Below are 23,856 nucleotides of genomic sequence, written 5' to 3' on the forward strand. Positions count from 1 at the left end.
CCTCATCTGCTTGCTCCCAGGTATCCGTATTCGAGCCGCAGCAGCTGCTGCGGCTGCCTCGTCAACCCCACATGTGATGCATGGCGTGGAGATGCGACATGTCGGGCCCGGCAGCCGCGGCCTGGCTCGTATGCGCGCCCTGGCTGTGATCGTGATGATGGTGATGATCGCTGTGATGCGTGGCGTTGCTGCCGTTGTTGGCCGTGGTGCCCGCCGACGTGCCGCCGGCCGTCGTTGTTCCGCCGGTCGACGTGCCTCCGTTCGCCGCGGTGCCACCGGCTGCAGCGCCGCCGGCGGCGGTGGTTCCTGCCGCAGCAGTGCCGCCGGTGCCGTTGGCCAGGTTCGGTGTCGCGGTAACCGGAATGGTGCCGTGCGCGGTGCCCTTGATTGAGGTCGCCGCCGAGACCGTCGTGGCCGTCCCGACATAGGTGCCGCCATTGACGGGAATGTTGTTGCCGGAGACGTCCATGGCGTCCGCCGCAAAGCCCTGGCCGGCAGCGGCGATCATCGCCTTGTCGGCCGCGAGTGCTGCGCCGGTGTCGCCGTTGAGGATGCCCTGCAGGCCCTTCACGGCACCGGCCGTGTCAGCTTCGAGCGTGCCGCTGAGCAGTTCGTTGTCGAACCGTCCCTGGAACACGGCGCCCTGGGCGGCGTCGAAATTGGCGCCGAACTGCTGGTAGTTCTGGATCTGCGTGATCAGGGCCGCACTCGCCTGCGCGCCGCCGGTCGAGATTTTCTGCAGCGTCGCGTTGATGGTGTTGGCCTCGGCCAGGAATGCGGCCCAGAAATTCGTCTGTGCCTGGTTGTCCTGGAACTTGGTGACCGTCCCTTTGAGCCCGCCCGGATCCTCGGCAAAGCCGCCCGCATGGCCGGCGTTGCCGTTGCCACCTGCCGCCATGTTGAGGTTGGTGTCGCCCTGGATGATGTCGATGATGTCGAGCAGGTTGTCGGCAGTGCCGCGGAGAGCGGCCTGATTGCCGGTGGTCGCAGCCTGATCATACTTGCCCAGCTGCAGGTTGATCTGGCCGAGCGCTGTCTGCAGATGGATCGTCGTCAGCGCCGCGGCGTTGGCAGTCTCGCCAGCCTCGATCTGCGCGAGCTGGGTCTTGTTGTTGAGGATGGCCGTCAGTCCGTGCTGGACGGCGGTGAAGTCCGCGGTCACCTCGGCAAGGTTACCGGTGTTGATGCCGCCCGAGGCGACCTCGACGGCCTTGTTGAAGACCAGACCAACGTCCTTCAGGCTGTTGCCGGCGGTAGCGGCGGCAAGACTCGCCGGATCGTCCGCGCCGGCGGGCGAGGTCTGGAAGGCAACGTCCTGGCCGCCAGTATTGGCGAGGAAGGGGACGTTGTTCAACGCGTTCGCCAGATGCGCGTCGTTGTGGATTTCGCCGAGGATTTCCTGCTGCAGCGCATGGATCGTCTGGCTTGCCGCTGCCGATGTGCTGGCGTTGGCGAACTGTCCCGCCGCCTGCAGCAGTGTGCCCAGTTGCCCCTCGACATTGGTCAGCACCGCCGTGTCGGTCGCGTTCAGGGCGAAGGTCTTGCCGCCGAGCGTGACCTGACCAGGGTTGGCCAGCATCGCCGCAATATCGGCCTGCACCGCCGTGATGTCGGCCTGGTAGCTGCTGAGGAAGGCCGGCGAGTTGCCGCTGTTGGCGAGACTGAAGAGACCGAGCGAGGCGCGCACCGCGTCGTTGAAGACGACGCCAGCCTGCACCAGGTCGGTCGAATGCTGGATCGCCGTGGCACGGGTCAAGAGGTTCGACGTGCCGTTGGCAAGCGCGGTCGGGCTGAAATTCACCGGCGTGGCGCCGCCAGCCGGCGGCGTCGACGATGAGCCGCCGGTGCCGTTGGCAATGTTCGGGGTTGCCGTCACCGGGATCGTGCCTTGGGCCAGGCCGTGCACCGACGTGGCCGTCGAGACCGTGGTCGCCGAGCCGACATAGGTCGCGCCGCCGATGGCGATGTTGTTGCCGGAGACGTCCATGGCGTCGGCCGCGAAGCCCTGGCCGGCAGCAGCGAGCGCCGCCTTGTCGGCCGCCAGCGCCGCGCCGGTGTCGCCGTTCAGAATGCCCTGCAAGCCTTTCACGGCGGCCGCCGAGTCGGCTTCCAGCGTGCCGCTGAGCAGCTCGTTGTCGAAGCGGCCACGGAAGACGTTGCCTTGGGCGGCGTCGAAATTGGCGCCGAACTGCTGGTAGTTCTGGATCTGCGTGATCAATGCCGCGCTGGCTTGCGCGCCACCGGTCGAAATCTTCTGCAGGGTTGCGTTGATGGTGTTGGCTTCGGCCAGGAATGCGGCCCAGAAATTGGTCTGCGCCTGGTTGTCCTGGAACTTGGTGACCGTGCCGGTCAATCCGCCGGGATCCTCCGCGAAGCCGCCGGCATGGCCGGGCATTCCGTTGCCGCCGGCCGCCATGTTCAGATTGGCGTCGTTCTGGATGATGTCGATACTGTCGAGCAGATTGTCCGCGGTGCCGCGCAACGCGGCCTGATTGCCGGTCGTCTCCGCCTTGGCATACTGGTTGAGCTCGAGGTTGACCTGTCCGAGCACCGTCTGCAGATGGATGGTCGTCAGCGCGGCTGCATTCGCCGTCTCGCCTTTCTCGATTTGCGCGAGCTGGGTCTTGTTGTTGAGAATGTTGGTGAGACCTTGCGAGATCGCGGTGAGGTCGGTGGTAACCTCCTGAAGGTTGCCGGTGTGGATGCCGCCGGAGGCGAGGTCGACGACCTTGTTGAAGACGAGGCCGACGTCCTTCAGCGTGTTGCCTGCGGTCGCAGCGGCCAAGGTCGCCGCATCATCGGCACCGGCCGGCGTATTCTGGAAGCCGACGTCCTGGCCGCCGGTGTTGGCGAGGAAGTTGACCTTGTTGAGCGCGCCGGACAGATGCGCGTCGCCGTTGATCTCCTGCAGGATCTCCTGCTGGACCGCGTGCAGCGTCTGATCCGCGGCTGTGATCGTCGCAGCATTCGTGGTCTGCGGTGCGGCCGTGAGCAGCGTCGAGATCTGCGCCTGCACGTTGGTAAGAACGGCGGTGTCGGTCGCGTTCAGCGTGAAGGCCTGGCCGCCCAGCGTCACCTGGCCGGGATTGGCGAGCATCGCGGCGATGTCGTTCTGTACGGCGTGGAGGTCGGTCGTGTAGCTGCCGAGGAACGGGTTCGAGTTGCCGCTGCCGGCCTGTGAGAACAGGCCGAGCGAGGCGCGCACTGCATCGTTGAACACCACGCCGGCCTGGACGAGGTCGGTCGACATGTTGAGCGCTGAGGCGCGCACCAGCAGGTTCGACGTTCCGTTGGCCAGCGCCGTCGGGTTGAAGGTGTTGTTCGCCATAGATCATCTCTCCCCAAGTTCATCCGACGCCCGGCAGGGCCCCGTACCGAAACTGGCCAGACGATGCGGAAGCGCATCGGCCCTGCGTCGGACGTGCTGCGCGCCGCGCCTCACGCCCGTGCGCTTCTGTGCCGCGCGCTTTTCTGACGCGCGTTACTTTGTCGCACCTCGCTATATGCTCGGAGCAATCGGGCCAAAAAAGGCGTGGGGGAGTCCGCAATTATGTTGTTCTCGAGACATCGCGGATCTGTGACGGATGCGCCGCGATCGCGTGCCAAGTGATTGATTCTTGGTGGCAAGCGGCAAATGCGAGGGGGCGCGATCAGGCGCGAGTTGCATGTTGTCGTCAAGATGCTGCCTGTATCTCGCCGGTGAGTGGCCGGTCTCCAGAAGTCAGCCGTAGGGTCTGTCAGACGTTGTCAAGGCTGCCCGGCGACACTTGCGCGCGGCCTTGCCGCAGGGCCATCGCTGGAAAAATGCCACGATGGATCATCCGTCCGGGTGAGCTTTAAGGTGAAGGCGTGGCGGCCGGCCAACCGCGCCGAACGCTGTTCAGGACGGCGGCGCAGCCTGGCGCTGCGCCAGGAGCGCAGTCCTGATCTTCTGCAGCAGCGTCGTGTAGAGCTGATTCCAGGCCGGATCATTCTGCTCGTTCGCGTCCAGCCCTTGCTTGGTGAGGCCGAGGCTGATCCGGTAGACGGCGAGGGCGCCGTCGATGTTGCCGAGCGGAACGAAGGCATCGCCCAGATTCTGGTAGGAGTTTGCAAGCGTCTGCTGCAGCAACGGATCGTTGGAGGCGCTGTTGGCGAGGTGGGTAATCAGCGCGGTGTTGGCGCGACGCTGATCGAAGGCTTCGGCATGCCGGCCCTGGGCGGCGAGCACGTCCGCCAGCAGAGCGTGACACCAGGCGAGATCGCGCTGGAAGCTGAGATTGCCGCGGTGTGCCGCGGTCAGCTTCTGAACGATGGCGAGGCTGGCGGAATAGGCGGCATGCGCGGCCTCGAGGCTTCGCTGAACGAACAGCACGGCGCCGATGCGGTTCAAGGCGACCGAGAGGTTGCGTTGAAACCCGGCGTCGTCCGGATTGGCTCCGGTCAGGTGTCTGACGATGGCGATGCTCTGCTTGTAGTTCTGCAAGGCCTCCATCAGATCGCTGGCGGTGGCCGCGCGATCGCCTTCCGCGATCCCGGCGGCAGCCTGATCCAGCAGTCTGCCGGCGGCGACCGTGACGCCGACCGCAAGGCCCCCGTGGGGAACGTCGCCGCGCGGCTGCGCCAGCAATGCGGCGAGCGCGACCGGCTCGTCGCTCTCTACGGAGTCCTGCACAGACTCTGCCCTGGAGGTTCGCTGCCGATCAAAGGGCGCAGGCGGCGCCTGCTGCTGAGAGGTGCGCGGTTTCGGAGGCAATCCCTGTCCGAAGCCGGGAATTCGAAGCAACATGCCCTCGACCTGCGCGGCCGTGATCAGGCGCGTGCATTCGAACTGTCGAGGCGTGCCCTGCCATCGCGGGCACCACAGAAAGTCCTCATGGTCGAAGCGATGACGGACATCATTCCAGCAACTGTTGCAGGCGTGACGGTTGATGACCCGATAGGGGGTCGCAAACTCGTTGGTCGGATGAGTGAAGCCGCTGATCAGCACGACCGGAGTGCCGACAGCCCAGGCCAGCCATGACAGCCCCGAGGAAAGGCCGATGAAGAATGCGGCGTGCTTGAGCCAGCGGGCGCGCTCGGGCAACGGCCGGTCACCGGTCTGATCCTCGGCTGCGGCGGGAATTTGCGTTCGGAAAGCGCCGTGGCTGCGCGCCGCGGTCTGATCGATGCAGATCACGCGATAGCCGGTCGCGCGCAGGAAATCGACGAGGCTCTGCCAGCCCTCAGGATTGTTCCAGTGCTTGCACGCGGTCGTCGCCTGCACCGCGATGCAGACATAGGGCTCCTCGATGGGACGGCTGTCTTCGCTCAGTGCGACGCGCGGCGGCTGCTCGGCCGGATCGACGCCGAGGATATGAGCGGCCGTCCGATGCAGGCCGACCTGCCGGAAATCACAGGGCTGATGGACCAGCTCGGCATCGTCGAAGAACAGCGCGACCGAGTAGGTGGCGTAGTATCGCTCCGCCTGGACCATCTCGTGGCTGAGGAACGTGATGTCAGGGTAGGCGGCGCGGAACAGCGGGATCAGCGGCTCGCCCATAGCACAGCTCAGGCGGCACCGATGCAGGTCCTTGAACCTCACCGCATAGCCCATCCAGCCGATGATGTCGCCGATCGTGCCGACCGGGAACTGGATCAGGACGTCTCGGTCGGTGGCATCATAGTCGTGGCACAACAGCAGCTCGGGCCCTGACCAGACTTCGAGCCTGAACGGGACGAAATAGCGCTTGCTGCTGTTGACGTGCCCTGAACGCAGGTCGATGTCGAACAGGACGTTGGTGGTCTCGAGATCGCTCAGCCGGACGCGCCAGGGGTGTCCGGTGTCGGGGAGCATCACACGGCAGCCGTCGTTGAAATCGAAGCGCAGCCCCTGGGGACCCTCCTGGGTCGGCACGGCCGCTGGCGGCGGCAGTCGCGGCTTGCGTGCGTGATCAGACGCCTCGGTGCGGGCGCCGGGCTGGGCGTCGGCGGGTAACGCACGTGTCGGCACCATCGCCAGGTCCGAGGTGCGGGGAAAATTTGCAACGTTCATGTTGAGGTGCTGACGCGGTCTGCGTTCATTCGTGAGCGATGACGCCGACCGCGGCTGTTCGGCCTTGTTACTCCACGAAGGCGCGGCGCCACTGATCGAGAACCGGCTTCATCAGATAGCTGAGCATCGTCCGGCTGCCGGTTTGAACATAGACTTCGGCCTGCATGCCGGGCATCAGGTTGACGTTGCCAAGCCGCTTGCGCTCCTCGTCGGACAGCGTGATCCTGACCGTGTAGAAGGTGGAGCCGGTTCGCGGGTCATTGGTGATATCAGGCGACACGAACGAGACTTGGCCGCTCAATTTCGGCGTGGTGCGCTGGTTGAAGGCGTTGAAGTGGACCATCGCATCCTGCCCGGTGTGAACGTGATCGATGTCCTTGGGCTGGACGTGCCCTTCGACCTGCAGTTCGTCCGAATCGGGGACCAGCTCCATGACGGTCTCACCCGGCTTGATGACGCCGCCGATGGTGTGGATCGCGAGCTGGTGGATGGTGCCGGAGTTCGGCGCGCGCATCTCGATGCGATCGAGTTGGTCGCGCGCGGCGACGCCCTTCTCGACCAGATCGCCTTCCTTGGCCTGGGACTCGCTGAGGTCCTTGACCACCTCGCTGCGGAAATCCTGATCGATCTTGACGGTCTGGAGCTCGGCTTCGCTGATCTTGGACCTCGTCTCGGCCACGCTGGAGACCAACTGGCCGCGTTCGCCGTCGATTCGAGCGGCTTCCCGCTGCAGCGTCGTCAGTCGCGTTAGCGGAACGAGCCGTTTGTCATAGAGCTCCTGCACGCCGGCCAACTCGCCCTTGATCAACTCGATCTGCTTGTTCTTGGATTCGAGCTGAGACTCCATACCGCTGATCTCGTTGTTCAGTTGGACGATGCGGCCTTGCAGCAGCTCCTTCTGGCTCTTGCGGGTCGTGGCACGGGCCTTGAACAGCGCGTTCTCCGACGCGATGACGGTGCGGACATTTGGATCGTCCTGACGTGAGGTCAGCGTGGACGGATAGTCCGGCTGATCGAGACCGTCACGCTCGGCCGAGAGCCGCGCAATCTTGGCGCGCTGTTCGTTCAATTGCTTGGTGATCGCCTGGAGCTGGGCCTGGCTCTGCGTGGCGTCGAGCCGCACGAGCAGATCGCCCGCTGCGACGCGCTTGCCGTTGTCGACCTTGATTTCCGCGACAATGCCGCCGGTCGGATGCTGAATCGCCTTCACGTTGGATTGCACCACGAGATTGCCGGGGACCACGATCGCGCCGGCGAGCGGCACGAGGGTCAGCCAACCGCCGCCGAGAACGCCGGCGACAAGCAGCACCCGCATGCCGAGACGCAGCTCGTTCTCGAACATGCGGCTGACGCGCGGCACCAGCGATTCGTCCGAGCCGTCGTCGAGATCGGCCGCCGTTCCTTGCGTCGCAATGAAGGTCATGCCAGTGGTCAAGGCCGTGCCGGCGGTGCCGACCAGGCGGCCGACTCGGGTTTGCGGAACGACAGGCGCATGCGCCAGGCGGGCAGGGAGGTTCTGCTGTCCCATCGGCCGCGGCGCACCGACGCCGAAATTGCCGTCGCGTCGCGCATCCTGCAGGTCGAGCAGGGGTGCCGAATTGCCGCCCGCCATGCGTGCAGGCGGATTGCGCTGGGGTGGCGACAGCTCCGGCTCGTAGCCACGCATCGGTGCGGGCTGCTGCCAGTCCATCTCGCGGATGCCTTCACCCCGGCGTGCCCGGGGCGCCTGGGCGCCGAGACCGAACAGCGACAGCGACGCACCGAGGGCGCGGCCCATGGTGCTGCCCTTCTTCTTCGAGCGCGGCTTTGGCCTGACTTGCGACGGCGGCGGACGCCGGCGCTTCTTGCCGCCGTCACGTGCGCCGCGGCGCTGCCGCGGGTCCTCGTCCGAGCCGTCGTCGAATGCGCCCTGCAGCCGCTGCAGTTCGAGAATCAATGCATCGCCCTGCGGACCGACGGCGCGGGTCTTCGGTCGCACATAGTCGTCGTCGTCGAAGGGCCTGAAGTCGTTGATGTGTTTCATTGATCAAGCGCTTTCTGCTGGGGCGGCGCGACGAAGCGAGCGGGCGTTCGGATTTGGCGCCGCTGCCGGAGCTGCAACCCTGGGCGGAGCAGGAGCATGCGCGACGGCAGGTCCCGCGGCCTTGTTGGCCCCGGCGACGCGGGCAAAGATCTCCTGGCAGGGCCCGAATGCGATCGCCTTGCCCTCGTACAGCACCAGCGCCACGTTGAGCGCATTCAGCGCGCTGGGACGGTGTGAGATCACGATCACGATGCTCTGATTCTGTTGCCGCATGATCTGAATGGCGCGGCTGAGCGCGTTCTCGCCGTCGGTGTCCAGATTGGCATTTGGCTCGTCGAGGACGATGAGAAACGGATCGCCATACACCGCGCGGGCCAGACCCACGCGCTGCCGCTGACCGGCCGACAGCGACATGCCGCCTTGGCCGATTCGCGTCGAATAGCCTTCCGGCAGCCGCAGGATGATGTCGTGCACGCCGGCGATCTGCGCCGCCTTCAGAATCGCATCCGAGCTCGCATTCTCGTCGAAGCGGCAGATGTTGTCGGCGATGCTGCCATCGAACAGGGCAACGTCCTGCGGCAGGTAGCCGATGTGGCGGCCGAGATCCTCGTTGCTCCATTGGTCGAGCGCTGCGCCGTCGAGGCGGACGGATCCATGCTGTGCAGGCCAGATGCCGACCAGCGCCTTCGAGAGCGAGGTCTTGCCGGAGGCACTCGCGCCGAGCAGTGCCAGACCCGTGCCTGCCTTGATCGAGAACGACACGTTTTGAACAATCGGCCGATCGGTGCCCGGCGCGGTGACAGTCAGCTCCTGTACGGTCAGCTCGCGGAACGGGCGGGGCAACGCGACCGGCGGAGCTTCCGGCCTGGCGGTAGCCTTGCAGATATCGCGCAGACGCGCGATGCCCTGTCGCGCGGCGACCAGCTGTTTCCAGCTGCCAAGTGCGATCTCGATCGGGGCGAGCGCGCGGCCCATCAGGATCGACGAGGCCATCATCACGCCGCCGGAGGCCTGCTCGGAGACGACGAGCGCCGCGCCGATGCCGAGCATGCCCGACTGCAGGATGAAGCGCAGCACTTTCGCGGCGGCCCCGAGATTGGCGTAGACATCGCTCGCGCGAATGTTGTCCTTCAGATAGCGCTCGTTGACGGCGTTCCAGCGTGCCGAGAAGCGATCCAGCATTCCGAGCGCGCGAATCACCTCGGCATTGCGCTGGGTGGCATCGGCGAGAACCTGCCGCGCGGCGCTCGTATCGCTGGCGGATTTGCTCGCCTGACGCGACAACCGGTCGGTCACCAGCGTCATCGAGATGATTCCGACCGTGCCGATGACGGCCGTGATGCCGATCAGCGGATGAAACAGAAACATGCCGATCAGGAAGATCGGTATCCATGGCATGTCGAGAAAGGCGGTCGGTCCCATGCTCGACATGAAGGCGCGGAGCTGGTCGAGATCGCGCAGTGGCTGCTGCATCAGCATCGGCTTGGTGCCGCGCAGGGGCAGGGTGGCCAGAGCGTGATGAATCGCGTCCTGCAAGCTCGCGTCGAACACGGTCGCCACCCGGCACAGCATGCGGGTGCGCAATGCGTCGAAATAGCCTTGAATCAGATAGACGACCAGAATCATCACCGACAGGCCGACGAGCGTGGCGAGATTTTTGCTCGGAACGACGCGATCATTGACCTGCATCATATAAACCGAGCCCGAGAGCATCAGGATGTTGATGACGCCGCTGAACACGCCGATGCCGGCCATGCGTTTGACAGCCTGGCGCAACCCGCGCGTCACCGGATCGTCGCTTCCCGAGAGAAGGTCGTTGAGGGCAGCCGCGGCTTTCGTTCTCGGGCGGTCTTGAGCCAGACTCATCCAGGCGCGTCTCCCAAAACACAGTGCTTCACTCCGCGCTATTGACAGTCGATACCGACGATTTTCCGGCAACAATTGGACAAGTGGGCAATTCCGTCGCAGCGTCGTGGGCAAACGACCGGCACGAGGCGCAATGCGCCGGGCCGGCTCTGAAAAGTTGTGGCGTCGCTCAGCGCGATCGGGTCTGCGCGAAATCTGTTCGCGATCGTCGATAGTTGCAGCGTGATAACAGCCATCGGCATGCGACGCGCGTCACACATTCGTCCGTCTATCACCTTGGTTCCGTACTCATTGGTCGCGGTCCGGGCCGAATGACGCCACGAAGGCGAATAAATCTTCCTGCGGTGCAACGCACAGGCGTTGTCATCTCGATCATGCGGTATTCGATGATGGTGCTGAGAACGATCATGATGGCGGCGGCAACACGAGGGCGTGCGGCTCCGCGCACCAATCCAAGACGTGCAATCAGCTCAGCCGGCCATGGTGGCCGACGATGTGTTCTATCATCGAACGTGCGGCCGCTGTGGAACCAGTGACCCGTCCAGCATCGGGCGCACGAGATCAACATCAACTCGAGGGAGGACGAAGCAGATCAGTCCGCGGGTGATCCGAGCAACTCGTCACCGGCTCGGGCCGCGGCAGCTGATCGACCATAGGCGTGATCCAACCGATCACGTTCAAGCGTAGCGGGGCAACGATTGGGTGCAGAACGGCGCTGTGACGCCGAAGTCGGACGAAGTTGCTCACTTAGTAAAGCGTATCCGGGGGACGACAAAGTTGCTGGACGACATCACCATCGAGACGCGTGATGCGGGAATGGATTCGGGTCGAGGGGCGGCCTGCAGGGTTGAATACCTAATCATCCCGCGCCGGATCGATCCGCTGAGACGAAATACGGTCGCCGGGTCGGCGGTGAATCGCGCCGATCGCGTGCGCGCAGCTCTGGAGGCGCACGCATGAAGATCCGCAAGACCGACTATGGAACGATCATCCTGCACTGGACCCTGGTTGGGGCCACTGTGATCGCCTTCATGACAGGGCTTCGCATGGCGACCGAAGCGCCTGGACACGCGTGGATCGCCAACAATCTCGACTGGCTGCTGCCCCGGCACCGGACCTGGACCTGGCACATGCCGGCTGGGGTCGTGCTCGCGAGCGTGGCCCTCGCCTACATGATCTATATCTCGAAGTCAGGGCTCGGTCGCCGCGTCACCATCGACAAGATGCGCTTCAAGGGCTTGCTCGGCCGCCGGCCGGCGCGGCTGGGATCGATCAGTGTGATGCTGCATTGGGTGCTTTTCATCTCCATGGCGATCCTGATTGTCACCGGAGGCATGCTCTTCTTCGGCGTGGCCTCCGGCTACGTTACCATGATGATCCACTGGTACGCGACCTGGGTGATCCCGGCCTTCGTGGTGCTGCACGTCCTGGTTCACTTCAGCATCGGCGGAAAGATGCAGCTCTATCGCGTGTTCCGGCCGGCGCCGTTGCCGCCCCCGCCGCCGAAGCTCGATCCCGTCGAGCTCCTCACGATGCTGGTCGAGCAGTCGGAAAAGCTGGAGGAAGCGGAGGCGCCTCCGAAGAGGCCGGCGCCCGCTGCGCGGCCTGCAGCGCGTGAGCCGATGCCGGCGCCGCGGCGCATGGAGGAGCCGATGCGGGCGCGCTCCGAGCCGCGTGTGCCGCCAGGCCGCATGCGTCCGCCGCCGACACCTGCCAAGGGCAATTCCCGCCGCCGCAATCCGAGCTTCCAATCCAACCCGTTCATGGTCGCGATCGCCGCAGCGATCGTGATCGGTTCCGCGATGTTCGCCGCCGACTACTACGCCGAGGACACCGTCACGGTGTACCGGATTGCCACATCCGATGCGCCGACCCTCGACGGCGATTCGTCGGATCGCGTCTGGCGCAACATCCAGCCGCACATGGTCACGACCAACCAGGGCGACAATTTCGACGGTACCGGCGAATCGCGAGTGTGGATCAAGGCAGCGCATGACGGCACGTGGGTCTACTTCCTCGTCATCTGGGAGGATCCGACGCGGTCGTTGAAGCAGCTGCCGCTGATCAAGAAGGCGGATGGCTGGCATCTCCTGCAGAACGGATTCGACAAGGGCGACGAGAACGACTTCAACGAGGACAAGTTCTCGCTGTTGTTCACGACGCTGCCGATCACCTTGGCCGCGGACCGAACGTTTCACATGAGCTCGCAGCCGATGCCAGACAAGCCGCCGACCCTGTCCGGTCGCGGCATCCACTACACGCCGGCGCCGAATCTCTATGCCGACGCCTGGCTGTGGAAGGCGACGAGCGGCGGCCCGACCGGATGGATGGACGATGATCATTTCGGTCCGCCTGCGGAGCCGACACCGGATCAGGTCAAGGGACTCACGCCCTACAAGGGCGGGTTCGCGTCGGATCCGGGCACCGCGAACTATTCGGACAATTTCGTGATCGACAGGGAGGCCGCAAGACTAGGGAATCGGGGTGTGAGACCGAAGCGTCTTCCGAAGGACGTCGCCGCGATGACCGCGGCGATGGGCGAGATCAATCTCGATCCGAACATCGGCGAGAGTGAAGGCGCACGCTGGTTCATGACGGAGGCCGAATCCGTGCCGTACTCGGCCGAGGCGGATGCGCAGACGCCGATCGGGACCGTCGTGCCCGGTGTTCTCGTCAGCGGCGAGTTCACCGGTGATCGCGCGGACATCCGTTGCGCAGCGCGTTGGGCCGCGGGCCATTGGACGCTCGAAATTGCCCGCAAAATGGACACGAAAAGCAAGTACGACGTTCCGATCAAGAATGGCGTGTTCATGCGTGTCGCAGCGTTCGACCATACCCAGATCAGACATACGAGGCAGATCCGGCCTATGCGACTTGAGGTGCAGTGATGGGTAAGATTTGCAAAATCCAGTACAACAGGGAAACGTTCTACGCGAATGTGGGCGATATCCTGCTCGACGGCGCCATCAACAGCGGCGTGGATCTGCCCCATGACTGCCGCAGCGGAATCTGCGGATCCTGCAAAGTGACGGTCGTCGACGGCAAGCTGTTCGGCGGCATGGAAGGCGACATGGCGCATGCGTGCCAGGCGCGTGTGGTGTCCGACCTGAAGATCATCACGGAGCCCGTGCCGGATACGGTGACGATGAATTGCGAGGTGGGTGATCTCGTCCGGCTCGCGCCCGATGTCGTCGGTGTCACCATCGAGATGCCGAAGCCGCTGCGATTCTTCCCCGGGCAATACGCCAAGGTCCAGTACCGCGGTTTTCCGACGCGTTGCTACAGCCCGACCTATCCGATGGTCGGCGCGCCTGACAGCCATCTGCTGTATCTGCACATCCGCATCCTGAAGGATGGCTTGGTGTCGTCGGCGCTTGGCCGCGACATCCAGGTCGGCCATCGCGTCAAGCTGACGGCGCCGCTGGGCACTGCGTTCTTCCGGCAGAAGCATCGCGGTCGAATCATCCTGGTCGCGAGCGGCACGGGCTTTGCCCCGATGTGGGCGATCGCGGTCGCCGCCATCACCGAAAATCCGAAGCGCGAGATCGTCTTCATCGTCGTGTCGCGCACCTTGCAGTCGTTCTACATGCATCAGGCGCTGTGCCGGCTCGCGCGCTTCCCGAACGTGAAGATCATCCCGATCGTGTCGGAGCCGCAGAACGTCTCGCCGGCGATTCGCAGCGGCCGGCCGACCGAACACATGCCGGAGCTCACACCGAACGACGTCGTCTACACCTGTGGCGCGCCGGCCATGACGGAGGCGGTTGCGAAGATGGCGCGCGGGGCCGGAGCGAAGTGTCACTGCGATCCGTTCGTATCATCGGCGCAGCCCTCCGAGTCGAGCGGCGGACTCATGAATCGGCTGGTCGGGTGGCTCGACAGCCAGCGCGGCCGGCCGGCCATGTTCCAGCCGGCGGAATGAGATCGTGGCGGCCGCGACGTGCGCGGCCACAGTCCGGCGCTCAGCCGGCCACGAAAGCGAGCAGAGTGCCCGTGGCCGATGCGGGCGGCACGACCAGGCTCGCACCGCTGCGCACGGCTGCAGCCCCCAGAGCCTTTTCGGTCGTGGTCAGATCATGTGAGGCCAGCACGAGGCCGGCGCCGCCCCGCTCCGGCAGACCGGCAAGCGACACGCCCGGATAGCGCGCTGCGAGCTGGTCCCTGGTCAGGAACACGAAATCGGCGCGGTCACCGCCCGAGGTGACGGTCACGGCGCCGTCGGCTTCGTCTCGCCCGTCGCGATCGATCAGGCGCGACAGGTGAGCCGCGTCCTTGGCCGGATCCGGCGTCACGATCAGCGCCTGCTTCAGTTGCCTGGCGGCGTTGGCATGGCGCATCAGTTCCGGGATCCACACCGTTTCGCGCGTCTTGTGCTGGCAGGCGAAGATGCGCAGGCCGCCCGGAGCCTCCGCGACCGGCCATTGAAACACGCGGAATTTCGCGGCCGAGATGCTGCCGTCGGGCAGGGGCACCGGACGCTCGAAGTCGATGGGACCAATCGGCTCGAAGCCCTTCGCGCGAATTTCCTCGGCGCCGGCCGCGGAATCAATCGCCGTGAAGGCGATGCGCTCGATGCCTTCGCCGCGCTGGGCGAGGAAGTTGCGGGTCGGAACGTTATGGTCGGTCTCGGCGAGGATGCCGAGCAGCTCGATGTAGTCCGGATCGAGCATGATGGTGTAATTGCCGGATCCCATCTTGGCGCTGTGCGTGCCGCGCGGAGACAGCGTAAAACCCAACCGCTTCCAGGTATCCGCCGCCGCGTCGAGATCCTTCACCACGACGACCGCGTGATCGATACCGATGACATTCTTGAGGGCCACGCGTTTGTCTCCTTGCAGCGAACTTGGCATATTGGCGGCCGAACTATGCCCAATCGACCCATGCACCGCAACCGGCGCAGCCGGGCGCCGGGCGCAAGGCAAGATCGACCTCCGGGATGTTGGTCGATCAGCAAGGATGAGCTGTCCTCCATGAGCATGACCGCAGAAAACGTTCAATGGCCGCCGTCCTTGTGGGCCGCACAGACCCCGCCTGGCCCTGATCTGCCCGTGCTACAGGGCAGCTTGCAGGCCGATGTCGTGATCATCGGCGGCGGCTTCACCGGCTTGTCGACGGCGCTGCATCTGCGCGAGGCCGGCGTCGATGTCGCGATCGTCGAGGCGATGGAGCCGGGCTGGGGCGCATCCGGCCGGAACAACGGTCAGGTCATTCCGACGCTGTCACGTCCCGATCCTGACGATCTCGTCGCGCGTCATGGCGCCGCGGGCGAGCGCTTCGTGGCGATGTTACGCGACAGCGCGTCCAGTCTGTTCGATACCGTGAGACGGTACAACATCGACGCCGAGCATGAGCAGGCCGGCTGGGTCCAGCCGGTGCATACGCCCGGCCGCATCAAGATCGCCGAGCGCAGGTTCAAGCAGTGGTCGAAGTTCGGCGCGCCGGTCGAGCTGCTGTCGCGCGATCAGGCGCGAGACATGCTCGGCTCGGACGCCTGGCATGGCGGCTTCTGGAACAAGACCGGCGGCCACATCAATCCGCTCGCGCTGGCGCGTGGCTTGGCGCGGACGGTGCTGAACCTGGGAGGCCGGATCTATGCGCGCTCGCCGGTGATCGATTTCGCCCGGCGGGGGGATCGCTGGATCGTGCGCACCGCACGAGGGGAGCTGTCGGCGCGCGCGCTGGTGCTGGCGAGCAATGCCTATAGCGGCGAGTTCTCCAAGGCGCTCGCACCGGATATCGCGCACGAGGTGATGCCGGTGCTGTCGTGGCAGATGGCGACGCAGCCGCTGTCGGACAATGTGCGGAAGACCGTCATCCCGGCGCGGCAGGCGATGTCCGATACCCATGGCGAACTCTATTTTGCGCGTTACGACGCCCGCAACCGACTGGTCACCGGCGGCGCCGTGATCGGCCCCGGCAATAAGGCCGAGCGGCTGAAGGCGCGGGTCGCCGAACGCCTGCAGCGCCTGTGGCCGCAGATCGGCGAGGTCAGGTTCGACTACGTCTGGAACGGCTATGTCGGCATGACCACGGACTACATGCCGCGGATTCATCGCCTCGGTCCTGATGCCTATGGCTGGACCGGCTGCAACGGCCGGGCGGTCGCGCTCACGATCCCCCTCGGTGCGGAGCTTGCGAAAGCGGTGCGCGGCGTGTCGGCGAACGAGCTGGCGCTGCCATTCACGGAGCCGGTCACCATTCCGGCGCACGCCCTGCTGCGTCCGTTTGCGCCGCTGATGCTGCTCTTGTACCGATACCGCGACGCGCGCGAGATCGGCTAAGAGGTGGGATGTTCGGTCCGGGCGAAGTCGCCGCCCGGAATGGCCTCGAGCAGAGCCTGCGTATACGGATGCTGCGGGTTGCCGAACACGTCGTGCGTGGGTCCATGCTCGACGACGACGCCGTCCTTCATGACCGCGACCAGATCGCAGATCTGGGCTGCAACGCGCAAGTCATGCGTGATGAAGATGATCGACAGGTCGAGCCGCTCGCGCAGGCTGGTCAGCAGCTTCAACACTTGCGCCTGGACGGAGACGTCGAGCGCCGACACCGGTTCGTCCGCGACCAGCACCTTGGGCCTCAGTGCCAGCGCGCGCGCCAGCCCGATGCGCTGACGCTGACCTCCGGAGAACTCATGCGGGAAGCGGTCGGCGGCGGATGGGTCGAGCCCCACCAGGCTGAACAACTCGCGCGCCTCGGTCAGTGCCTGGTCTCGCGCGGTGCCGTGCACGATCGGTCCCTGCGCCACCAGCTCGACCGCCTTGCGCCGGGGATTCAGCGAGGCGAACGGGTCCTGAAACACCATCTGCATCTGCTGGGTCCGGCTTCTGATCTCGCTGCGCGAGAGGCGAGCCCAGTCCTGACCTTCGAGCATGATCGTTCCCGCGTCGGGATCGATCAGGCGAATGATGCAGCGGGCGAGGGTGGATTTTCCGGAGCCCGACTCGCCGACAATGCCGAGCGTTGCGCCTTTTGGCAGTGCGAGCGAGACGTCCTTGACCGCATGGGTGACGCGCTCGCCGCGGCCGAGGAAGCCGCCGGTGCGATAAGTTTTCGAGACACCGGAGATGGTGAGGATCATCCGGTCCGACAGCTCGCGTGCCGGGGGCGCCGCCACGGGCGGCACCGCGGCGATCAACTGCCTGGTGTAGTCATGCTGCGGCCGTTGCAGGATATCCGCCGCCGCGCCCTGTTCGACGACGATCCCATGCTGCATCACGACGACGCGGTCGGCGATCTCGGCGACGACACCGAAGTCGTGGGTGATGAACAGCACCGCGGTCTTGCGCCGCTGCTGCAACTCGCGGATCAGCTTGAGGATCTGGGCCTGCGTCGTGACATCGAGCGCCGTGGTCGGCTCGTCGGCGATCAGCAGCTTCGGATCGAGCGCCAAGGCCATGGCGATCATCGCGCGCTGGCGTTGGCCGCCGGACAACTCGTGCGGATACGCCTTCGCCGCGCGCGGCGGATCGGGAATATGGACGTCGGACAACAGGGACAGCACGCGCGACCTGATCTCGGCCTTGGAGAGATCGGTATGGATGTCGAAGACCTCGCCGATCTGGTCGCCGATCGTGCGCAACGGATTGAGCGCGGTCATCGGCTCCTGGAACACCATCGCGATCTCGGCGCCGCGAATCCTGCGCATCTCGGCCGCCGTGGCGGTGCAGAGATCGCGCCCGGTAAACAGGATGCGTCCGCCATCCGTGCCTACACCGTCGGGCAGCAACCGCATGATGGCATTGGCCATCATCGACTTGCCGGAGCCGGATTCGCCGACGATGCAGACGATCTCGTTTTCGGCGATCGCAAGCGAGACCTCGGAGATGGCATGCGTGCGGTCGGCGCCTTTCGGCAGACGAACGCTGAGGCGATCGACGGTCAGAACGGGCTGTGCTGGACTCATCGCTGCTTCAGCCGCGGGTTCAGTGCATCGTTGAGGCCCTGGCCGACCAGCGACACCGCAAGCACGGTGATGAGGATGGCAACGCCGGGGATCGCCGACACGTACCACTGCACGCGCAGCACATCGCGCCCGAGACCGATCAGGTTGCCCCAGGAGGCGACGTTGGCGTCGGACAGCCGCAGGAAGGCGAGTGCACTTTCCAGGAGGATCGCGACCGCCATCACGACGCCGGCATAGACGATCACCGGGGGCAGCGCGTTGGGCAGGATCTCGCCCAGGATCAGCTGGGTGTCGCGCATGCCGAGCGTGCGGCCGGCCTGGACGAATTCGCGACCGCGCAGCGACAGGAACTCCGCCCGGGTCAGCCGCGCCGGCGCGGGCCACGACACGATGCCAACCGCGATCGTGACCGTCGTCAAGGTCGAGCCGAACACCGCCACCAGTACCAGCAGCAGCACGAAGTTCGGCAGCGTCTGGAAGGCCTCGGTGATGCGCATCAGGATGTTGTCGACCCATCCGCCGTAGTAGCCCGCGAGCGCGCCGACCATGACGCCGATCGCCACGGCAATCAGCGTCGCGACGCCGCCGATCAGGAGCGAGATGCGGGCGCCATGAAAGATCTGGGCGGCAATGTCGCGGCCGGAATTGTCGGTGCCGAGCAGGAAGCGCGGATTGGCGAACGGCCAGATCAGCGGACGCCCGGCGAGCGCGAGCGGATCGCGCGGATAGAGATAGCCGGCGCTGATCGCCATGCCCACCACCACGAGAAGCAGGATCAGGCCGAACACCGCGGAGGGACTGCGGAAATAGCGTTTCACGGCGTCCATGCTCAGTTCTCCGCCGTGATGCGCGGGTCGAGCCGCGCATAGAGCAGATCGGTGATGAAGTTGACCACGATCACCAGGAGCGCGGAGACGAATACGATGCCGAGCAGGGTGTTGAGATCGCGCTGGACCACCGATTCATAGGCAAGGCGTCCGAGGCCAGGCAGCGAGAACACGGTCTCGACGACGACGGAGCCGCCGAGCATCGTCCCCGCCTGCAGTCCGATCAGCGTGACCATCGGCAGGAGCGCGTTGCGCAGAACGTGGCGGGTAATGATGCGGGTCTCGTCGAGGCCCTTGGCACGTGCGGTGCGGACGAAATCGAGGTTCTGGACCTCGAGCATGGATGCGCGCATGATGCGTAGATAGATGGCCAGGAAGATCAGGCCGAGCGTCAAGGACGGCAACATCAGGTGGCGGGCGATGTCGAGCACGCGCCAGAGGCCGCTCGTGACCGCGCCGATATCCTCGAAGCCGCCGGCTGGCAGCCACTGCAGGTAGATCGAGAACACGACGATGGCCATCAGACCAAACCAGAACGACGGGGTCGCGTAGAAGATCAACCCCACGGTGGAGATCAGCGTGTCGGGCCACCGGTTGACGTCGCGCGCAGCGATCACCCCGAAGACAAGACCGAAGAAAAAGGCAAAGGACAGGGACGAAGTCATCAACAGCAGGGTCGGCGGCAGCCGCTCCAGGATCACGGTGGCGACGGGCTTGCCGTAGATCGCGGAGAATCCGAGATCGAGGCGCACCAGCCGCCACAGGTAATTGGCCAGCTGCATCGGGACCGACAGATCCAGCCCATAGAAGCGGCGCAGCTCGCGGGCAGTCGCAGCATCGCCGCCGCCCATCTGGGCCATCATCGCGTCGACCGTGTCGCCCGGCGCGAGTTGCAGCAGAAGAAAGACGCCGATCAGGATCAGGAACAGGGTGGGGATCGAGGCGGCGAGCCGCCGCCCCGCAAGGCTCAAGATGCGCATGGCCTTATCCTGACGGATTCCGGCTCAGGCGGAAAGCCACAGATCGTGCCAGCTCGACGATCCCCAGCGCGGCGTGTTCGAGTGGTTGCGCGCCTTGGCCGTGATCACGGTGACGAAGATCTGCTCGATCGGCATCCACACCGGCAGCTCGGTATTGGCCTCGCGCACGAAATCGGCATAGAGCGCCTTGCGCTTGGCCGGATCGACCTCGGTCGCCGCGTCATCGATGATCTTGTCGATCTTGGCGTTGTCCCACCCCCACTGGTTGGTCCACGGCGCGCCCTTGGGCTGCCCGGAGCGGTACCAGACCGTGGTCGAGACGGCCGGATCGTTGCGATACTGGTGCCAGCCGGTCGCGAGGTCGAAGGCGTGCTCGTCATAGACCTGCTTCAGGAAACCGCCGCCATCGTTGCGCACGATCTCGATCGCGATGCCGACCTCGCCCAGCGATTGCTGGAGGAAGGTCGACCACAGCGAGATGTCCTCGCCCCATGGCGCGGGCAGCAGCCGCAGCGAGAAGCGGCTGCCACCGGGGCCGGGCTTGTAGCCGGCTTCGTCCAGGAGCGCTGCCGCCTTGGCCTTGTCGTAGGGATATTGCGGCGTATTGGCGCCGGGGTAGAAGTCGGTCGAGGTCGACGGGATCGGGCCGGTGCCCAGCTTGGCGAAATCGCCGAGGAAGTTCTCGATGAAGAAAGGAACGTTGATCGCATGCGCGATGGCACGGCGGACCCTGACATCCGCCAGCTCCTTGCGGCGGACGTTGAACTCGAGCGTGTTGGTGCGCGCGTTGCCCTCGTTGCCCTTCGTCGAGACGATGAAGCGCTTGTCCTTGCCGAGCCGCGCCATGTCGGAGATGGTCAGGCCAGAGAACGGGCTGTAGTGCAACTCGCCGGCCTCCATCTGCGCGGCTGCGGCGGCGCGGTCAGTGATCACTTTCCACACGATGCGATCGAGGTAGGGCGCGTTCGGCCGCCAATAGTCGGTGTTGCGCTCGGCCATGATGTATTGCCCGCGCTCGTACTTCACGAACTTGAACGGACCGGTGCCGATGGGGGCGAGGTTGGCGGGGTTCTGCCGGATGTCGCCGCTCTCATAGATGTGCTTGGCCGAGACGTAGCCGAGATCGGGTAGCGCGCGCAGGAGCAGGTTGAGCGGCATCGGCCGCTCGTAACGGAAGATCGCGGTCTGCGGATCCGGCGTGTCGACCGCTGTCAGGAACAGCTGCAAGGTCGATCCGTAGTTGAGGATCTTCTTCCACATGTTCATCGCGGTGAAGGCGACGTCCTCCGACGTGAACGGCTTGCCGTCATGCCAGGTGATGCCCTTGCGCAGCTTGAAAGTGACGGTCTTGCCATCCGGCGTCGCCTCCCAGCTCTCGGCAAGCACGCCGACCGGCTGGCCGTTGGCATCGAGGTCGACGAGGTTCTCCTGGATCTTGCCTCCGATGATGTAGACGCCGGTCGATGCCTGGAGGCTCGGGTTGAGCTGGCGCTGCTCGGCGCCGTAATGCACGTTGAATACGCCGCCTTTGCGCGGGGTCTCCTGGGCGAAGGCCCGGAATGGATTGACCACGTTCGCGGCGATGGCGGCGGAGGTCAGGAGGGCGGCCCGGCGGCTGATCTCGAAACGGCTCGAATTCATCAAGGTCTCCCGAAGGCCAAGCGGGGACGCTGGCCGATGGTGCAATTGCGGCGAAGATTACGCGGATCGCGGGTCCAAGTCATTTGCGAATTGCGATGCAGATCTGCGGCATTCTCGGCCGGTCCATGCAGCCGGCGGCACCGTGGCATACATTGCTCGTATACGAACGAATGGGAGAAGATCTTCGCCGACGGAGACTTGAATGAGGTGGGGATTGCCGGCTGCCACGAACCGACCGGAGGCAACTCTGACGCGGCGCCAATAGACTGCGCTATCTCAGGTCGACGTCATGGGGCCTTCGATCGGCAGCCGCAGCTCGAACGCAACATCGTTGTCGCCCGGCCGCAGCGAGATCTCGCCGCCATGGCTTGCCATGATGGCGCGCACGATCGCCAGCCCCATGCCGGTACCGCCGCTGTCGCGCCGGGTCGTGAAGAAGGCATCGAAGATGCGGTCGCGGTTCTCCGGCGAGATCGGATCGCCGTCATTGCTGGCGATGACGATCAGCATCTCCTTGCTCTCCTCGGCCTCGAGGCGGATGCGCCGGGCGCCGTGCCGGACGGCGTTGTCGACGAGATGCGTGAGCACGATCAGCGCGGTCTCGTTCGGGAGCATGGTGCTGCGCTCGACCGGGCCGGACGTCTCGATGACGGTCGAGGGGAAACGCGCTCGCAGCGTGCTGACGGCCTCGGCTATGCTACCGGCCTCGACCGTCGACACCGTCTCCGCCCGTGCCAGCTCGCGCAAGCGTTGGGCCAGCGCCGCGAGGCGGTCGGCGTCGCCAAGGATGTTGGTGAGGAATTTCTCCTGCTCGGCGCGTGTCAAGGTCTCGGAAGGACTGGCCAGAGAGTCGAGCAGCAGCTCGGCTGCGCCCTTGATCGAGGTCAACGGCGATTTGAGCTCGTGCGTCAGATGCGCGGAAAAGCTCCGGATGTAGTTGGAGCGTTGGGCCAGTTGCTCGGCCATGGCGAAGAAGTGCTCGGCGAGCTCGGCGAAGTCGCGGGTGCCGTAATGGGCGAGCGGGCGGAAGCCGGCGGGATCGTTGCGTCCGATCCTGCCGGCGCGATCGACCAGCTCGCGCATCGGCCGTGTGATCGTCCGTGCCACGATGAGGCCGACCAGCAGCGTCGTGAGGACAATGGCGGAGCCTGCGGCAACGAACTTGCCGCGCTCTTGATAAAGATGCTCGAAGATGTTGCGGGGCGTCCGCGAGGTGTAGATGACGCCGGCGACGCGATCGTTGACGACCACCGGCATGGCCGAGAACACATGGACACCGACGCCGCGGCTGATCGAATAGATCGGTGGCGGCGTCTTGTCCGGAATGCGAATGCGGAGCGCGGCGCTGTAGCGTCCCTTCAGGGCGGCAGCCACCTCGTCGATATGGGCGAGTGACTTGCCCATTTCATCGCGGCCGGCGATCACGACGCCTTGCGGATCGAGCACACGGAATCCGGCCAAGGTGACCTTCTGCGTCTCCCTGACGATCGGAAGCAGCCGCGCGCCAATCGCGACATAGGCGGGATCCGCAGGATGGATCGCGTCGCGGGCGTCCGGGCGGCGGACGAACAGATCGTTGGCCAGCAGATCGAGTAGGGGACGGATGGGTGTCACCTCGTCTGCGGAATCGGGGCGTGCCTCGGGCGGGATTTCGGCGCCGAGCGGAAGGCCAGCGGCAAGGCGCGCGGACACCTCCTCGGCAAAGACCGCCGCGAGCACACGGCTCTGCGCGATCAGCTCTGCCTGTGTCTGACGGATCAGCTGGTTGTCGTAGATGCGAAAGAAGAACAGCCCGACCAGGGGCAGGGTGGCGACCAGCGCCAGCACGCTGAAGACGATCTGTCCCAGCGACGGCCGCCATTTCGCCTTGGGCTTGGGCGCGATCATGAGGCGCCGCAGCGGCCGAGCCGGAAGCCCACGCCATGGACGGTCTCGATCGCGTCGTCGCAATGCGCGGCTGCGAGCTTCGCTCTGATGTTGCGGATGTGGCTGTCGATCGTTCGGTCGGAGACCTGGATGTTGAGCTGATAGGCGGCGGTCATGATCTGCTCGCGACTGAAAACGACTGCAGGACGCGTCATCAGCGTGCGCAGGATGCTGAACTCCAGCGCTGTGAGCGTCAGCGGCGTATCGCCGAAGCGCGCCAGATGCTGCTGCGAGTCGAGACGAAGCCTGCCGTGCGCCAGCTCCTCCGGTTCGAGCGTACGATCCGCAGCACCGGAGTTGACCCGACGGAGAATGACGTTGACGCGGGCAACCAGCTCGCGCGGGCTGAACGGCTTGGTCACGTAGTCGTCGCCGCCGATCTCGAGCCCGAGAATGCGGTCGATCTCCTCGTCGCGCGCCGACAGGAACAGGATCGGCACCTGCGAGGTCCGGCGGATGCGCCGGCAGACTTCGAGCCCGTCGAACTCCGGCATGCCGACGTCGAGCACGATGAGGTCGGGCCGGTCCTCGGCGAACCTGACCAGCGCGGCCCGACCGTCGGCCGCCTCCGTCACCGCCATGCCGGCCTTGCTCACGGCGACACGCAGGACCTCGCGGATATGCGCGTCATCGTCGACAATGAGGATTCGGGGGGACACGGCCAGGGCTCCGCG

15 protein-coding genes are annotated in these 23,856 nt (G+C 65.3%); 4 read left to right on the plus strand and 11 right to left on the minus strand.

Features of this window, described 5'->3' with window-relative positions:
• Window positions 1-61 precede the first annotated feature (61 nt).
• The 4 genes from QX132_RS03835 to QX132_RS03850 all read right to left on the minus strand — a co-directional run bounded on the left by QX132_RS03835 (window position 62) and on the right by QX132_RS03850 (window position 9,902).
• Window positions 62-3,328, minus strand: coding sequence for a hypothetical protein (locus QX132_RS03835; RefSeq protein WP_316160133.1), 3,267 nt, complete (start codon window positions 3,326-3,328; stop codon window positions 62-64).
• Window positions 3,329-3,880: 552 nt separating this feature from the next.
• A complete protein-coding gene (locus tag QX132_RS03840; RefSeq protein WP_316160134.1) occupies window positions 3,881-6,013 on the minus strand; it encodes an autotransporter strand-loop-strand O-heptosyltransferase in 2,133 nt (710 codons plus the stop codon).
• A 67-nt stretch (window positions 6,014-6,080) separates the two neighbouring features.
• Window positions 6,081-8,036 carry an HlyD family type I secretion periplasmic adaptor subunit gene (locus QX132_RS03845; protein WP_315738088.1) on the minus strand — a complete coding sequence of 652 codons (1,956 nt, stop codon included), beginning with the start codon at window positions 8,034-8,036 and terminating at the stop codon, window positions 6,081-6,083.
• Between the two features lie 3 nt (window positions 8,037-8,039).
• Window positions 8,040-9,902 (minus strand): type I secretion system permease/ATPase, encoded by a 1,863-nt coding sequence (locus tag QX132_RS03850; protein WP_315738087.1) that lies wholly within the window; start codon window positions 9,900-9,902, stop codon window positions 8,040-8,042.
• A 777-nt stretch (window positions 9,903-10,679) separates the two neighbouring features.
• On the opposite strand from QX132_RS03850, the gene QX132_RS03855 reads away from it, so the two are divergent.
• The 3 genes from QX132_RS03855 to QX132_RS03865 are packed head-to-tail and all read left to right on the plus strand — an operon-like array spanning window position 10,680 to window position 13,824.
• A complete protein-coding gene (locus tag QX132_RS03855) occupies window positions 10,680-10,862 on the plus strand; it encodes a hypothetical protein (protein ID WP_315738086.1) in 183 nt (60 codons plus the stop codon).
• On the plus strand, window positions 10,859-12,790 hold the full coding sequence (locus tag QX132_RS03860; RefSeq protein ID WP_316160135.1) for an ethylbenzene dehydrogenase-related protein: 1,932 nt from the start codon (window positions 10,859-10,861) through the stop codon (window positions 12,788-12,790). Before QX132_RS03855 ends, QX132_RS03860 begins: the two co-directional genes overlap by 4 nt.
• Complete coding sequence (locus QX132_RS03865) at window positions 12,790-13,824, plus strand: 2Fe-2S iron-sulfur cluster-binding protein (protein WP_315738084.1); 1,035 nt, start codon at window positions 12,790-12,792, stop codon at window positions 13,822-13,824. Before QX132_RS03860 ends, QX132_RS03865 begins: the two co-directional genes overlap by 1 nt.
• 40 nt (window positions 13,825-13,864) lie before the next feature.
• On the opposite strand, the gene QX132_RS03870 is transcribed toward QX132_RS03865, so the two are convergent.
• A complete protein-coding gene (locus tag QX132_RS03870; protein WP_315738083.1) occupies window positions 13,865-14,722 on the minus strand; it encodes a VOC family protein in 858 nt (285 codons plus the stop codon).
• A gap of 150 nt (window positions 14,723-14,872) precedes the next feature.
• On the opposite strand from QX132_RS03870, the gene QX132_RS03875 reads away from it, so the two are divergent.
• Complete coding sequence (locus QX132_RS03875; protein WP_316160136.1) at window positions 14,873-16,183, plus strand: NAD(P)/FAD-dependent oxidoreductase; 1,311 nt, start codon at window positions 14,873-14,875, stop codon at window positions 16,181-16,183.
• Here the strand turns inward: QX132_RS03875 and QX132_RS03880 are convergent.
• The 6 genes from QX132_RS03880 to QX132_RS03905 all read right to left on the minus strand — a co-directional run bounded on the left by QX132_RS03880 (window position 16,180) and on the right by QX132_RS03905 (window position 23,841).
• On the minus strand, window positions 16,180-17,808 hold the full coding sequence (locus QX132_RS03880; RefSeq protein ID WP_316160137.1) for an ABC transporter ATP-binding protein: 1,629 nt from the start codon (window positions 17,806-17,808) through the stop codon (window positions 16,180-16,182). The two genes, QX132_RS03875 and QX132_RS03880, sit on opposite strands and share 4 nt — an antisense overlap.
• Window positions 17,805-18,635, minus strand: coding sequence for an ABC transporter permease (locus tag QX132_RS03885; protein WP_315738080.1), 831 nt, complete (start codon window positions 18,633-18,635; stop codon window positions 17,805-17,807). The genes QX132_RS03880 and QX132_RS03885 overlap by 4 nt, the downstream gene beginning before the upstream one ends.
• 2 nt (window positions 18,636-18,637) lie before the next feature.
• Window positions 18,638-19,615, minus strand: a complete 978-nt coding sequence (locus tag QX132_RS03890) for an ABC transporter permease (protein ID WP_316160138.1) — start codon at window positions 19,613-19,615, stop codon at window positions 18,638-18,640.
• Window positions 19,616-19,639: 24 nt separating this feature from the next.
• Window positions 19,640-21,256, minus strand: a complete 1,617-nt coding sequence (locus QX132_RS03895; RefSeq protein ID WP_316160139.1) for an ABC transporter substrate-binding protein — start codon at window positions 21,254-21,256, stop codon at window positions 19,640-19,642.
• A 276-nt stretch (window positions 21,257-21,532) separates the two neighbouring features.
• Complete coding sequence (locus tag QX132_RS03900; RefSeq protein ID WP_316160140.1) at window positions 21,533-23,143, minus strand: ATP-binding protein; 1,611 nt, start codon at window positions 23,141-23,143, stop codon at window positions 21,533-21,535.
• Window positions 23,140-23,841, minus strand: coding sequence for a response regulator transcription factor (locus QX132_RS03905; RefSeq protein WP_315738076.1), 702 nt, complete (start codon window positions 23,839-23,841; stop codon window positions 23,140-23,142). The genes QX132_RS03900 and QX132_RS03905 overlap by 4 nt, the downstream gene beginning before the upstream one ends.
• Between the last annotated feature and the right edge of the window lie 15 nt (window positions 23,842-23,856).

The sequence above is a fragment of the Bradyrhizobium sp. SZCCHNRI20481 genome (assembly GCF_032485055.1).
GTDB lineage: Bacteria > Pseudomonadota > Alphaproteobacteria > Rhizobiales > Xanthobacteraceae > Bradyrhizobium.

What these genes read in the sequence shown, in the direction of transcription:
- QX132_RS03835 (WP_316160133.1), bottom strand. Translation starts at nt 3,328, where the DNA reads ATGGCGAACAACACCTTCAACCCGACGGCGCTGGCCAACGGAACGTCG.
- QX132_RS03840 (WP_316160134.1), bottom strand. Translation starts at nt 6,013, where the DNA reads ATGAACGTTGCAAATTTTCCCCGCACCTCGGACCTGGCGATGGTGCCG.
- QX132_RS03845 (WP_315738088.1), bottom strand. Translation starts at nt 8,036, where the DNA reads ATGAAACACATCAACGACTTCAGGCCCTTCGACGACGACGACTATGTG.
- QX132_RS03850 (WP_315738087.1), bottom strand. Translation starts at nt 9,902, where the DNA reads ATGAGTCTGGCTCAAGACCGCCCGAGAACGAAAGCCGCGGCTGCCCTC.
- QX132_RS03860 (WP_316160135.1), top strand. Translation starts at nt 10,859, where the DNA reads ATGAAGATCCGCAAGACCGACTATGGAACGATCATCCTGCACTGGACC.
- QX132_RS03865 (WP_315738084.1), top strand. Translation starts at nt 12,790, where the DNA reads ATGGGTAAGATTTGCAAAATCCAGTACAACAGGGAAACGTTCTACGCG.
- QX132_RS03875 (WP_316160136.1), top strand. Translation starts at nt 14,873, where the DNA reads ATGAGCATGACCGCAGAAAACGTTCAATGGCCGCCGTCCTTGTGGGCC.
- QX132_RS03880 (WP_316160137.1), bottom strand. Translation starts at nt 17,808, where the DNA reads ATGAGTCCAGCACAGCCCGTTCTGACCGTCGATCGCCTCAGCGTTCGT.
- QX132_RS03885 (WP_315738080.1), bottom strand. Translation starts at nt 18,635, where the DNA reads ATGGACGCCGTGAAACGCTATTTCCGCAGTCCCTCCGCGGTGTTCGGC.
- QX132_RS03890 (WP_316160138.1), bottom strand. Translation starts at nt 19,615, where the DNA reads ATGCGCATCTTGAGCCTTGCGGGGCGGCGGCTCGCCGCCTCGATCCCC.
- QX132_RS03895 (WP_316160139.1), bottom strand. Translation starts at nt 21,256, where the DNA reads ATGAATTCGAGCCGTTTCGAGATCAGCCGCCGGGCCGCCCTCCTGACC.
- QX132_RS03900 (WP_316160140.1), bottom strand. Translation starts at nt 23,143, where the DNA reads ATGATCGCGCCCAAGCCCAAGGCGAAATGGCGGCCGTCGCTGGGACAG.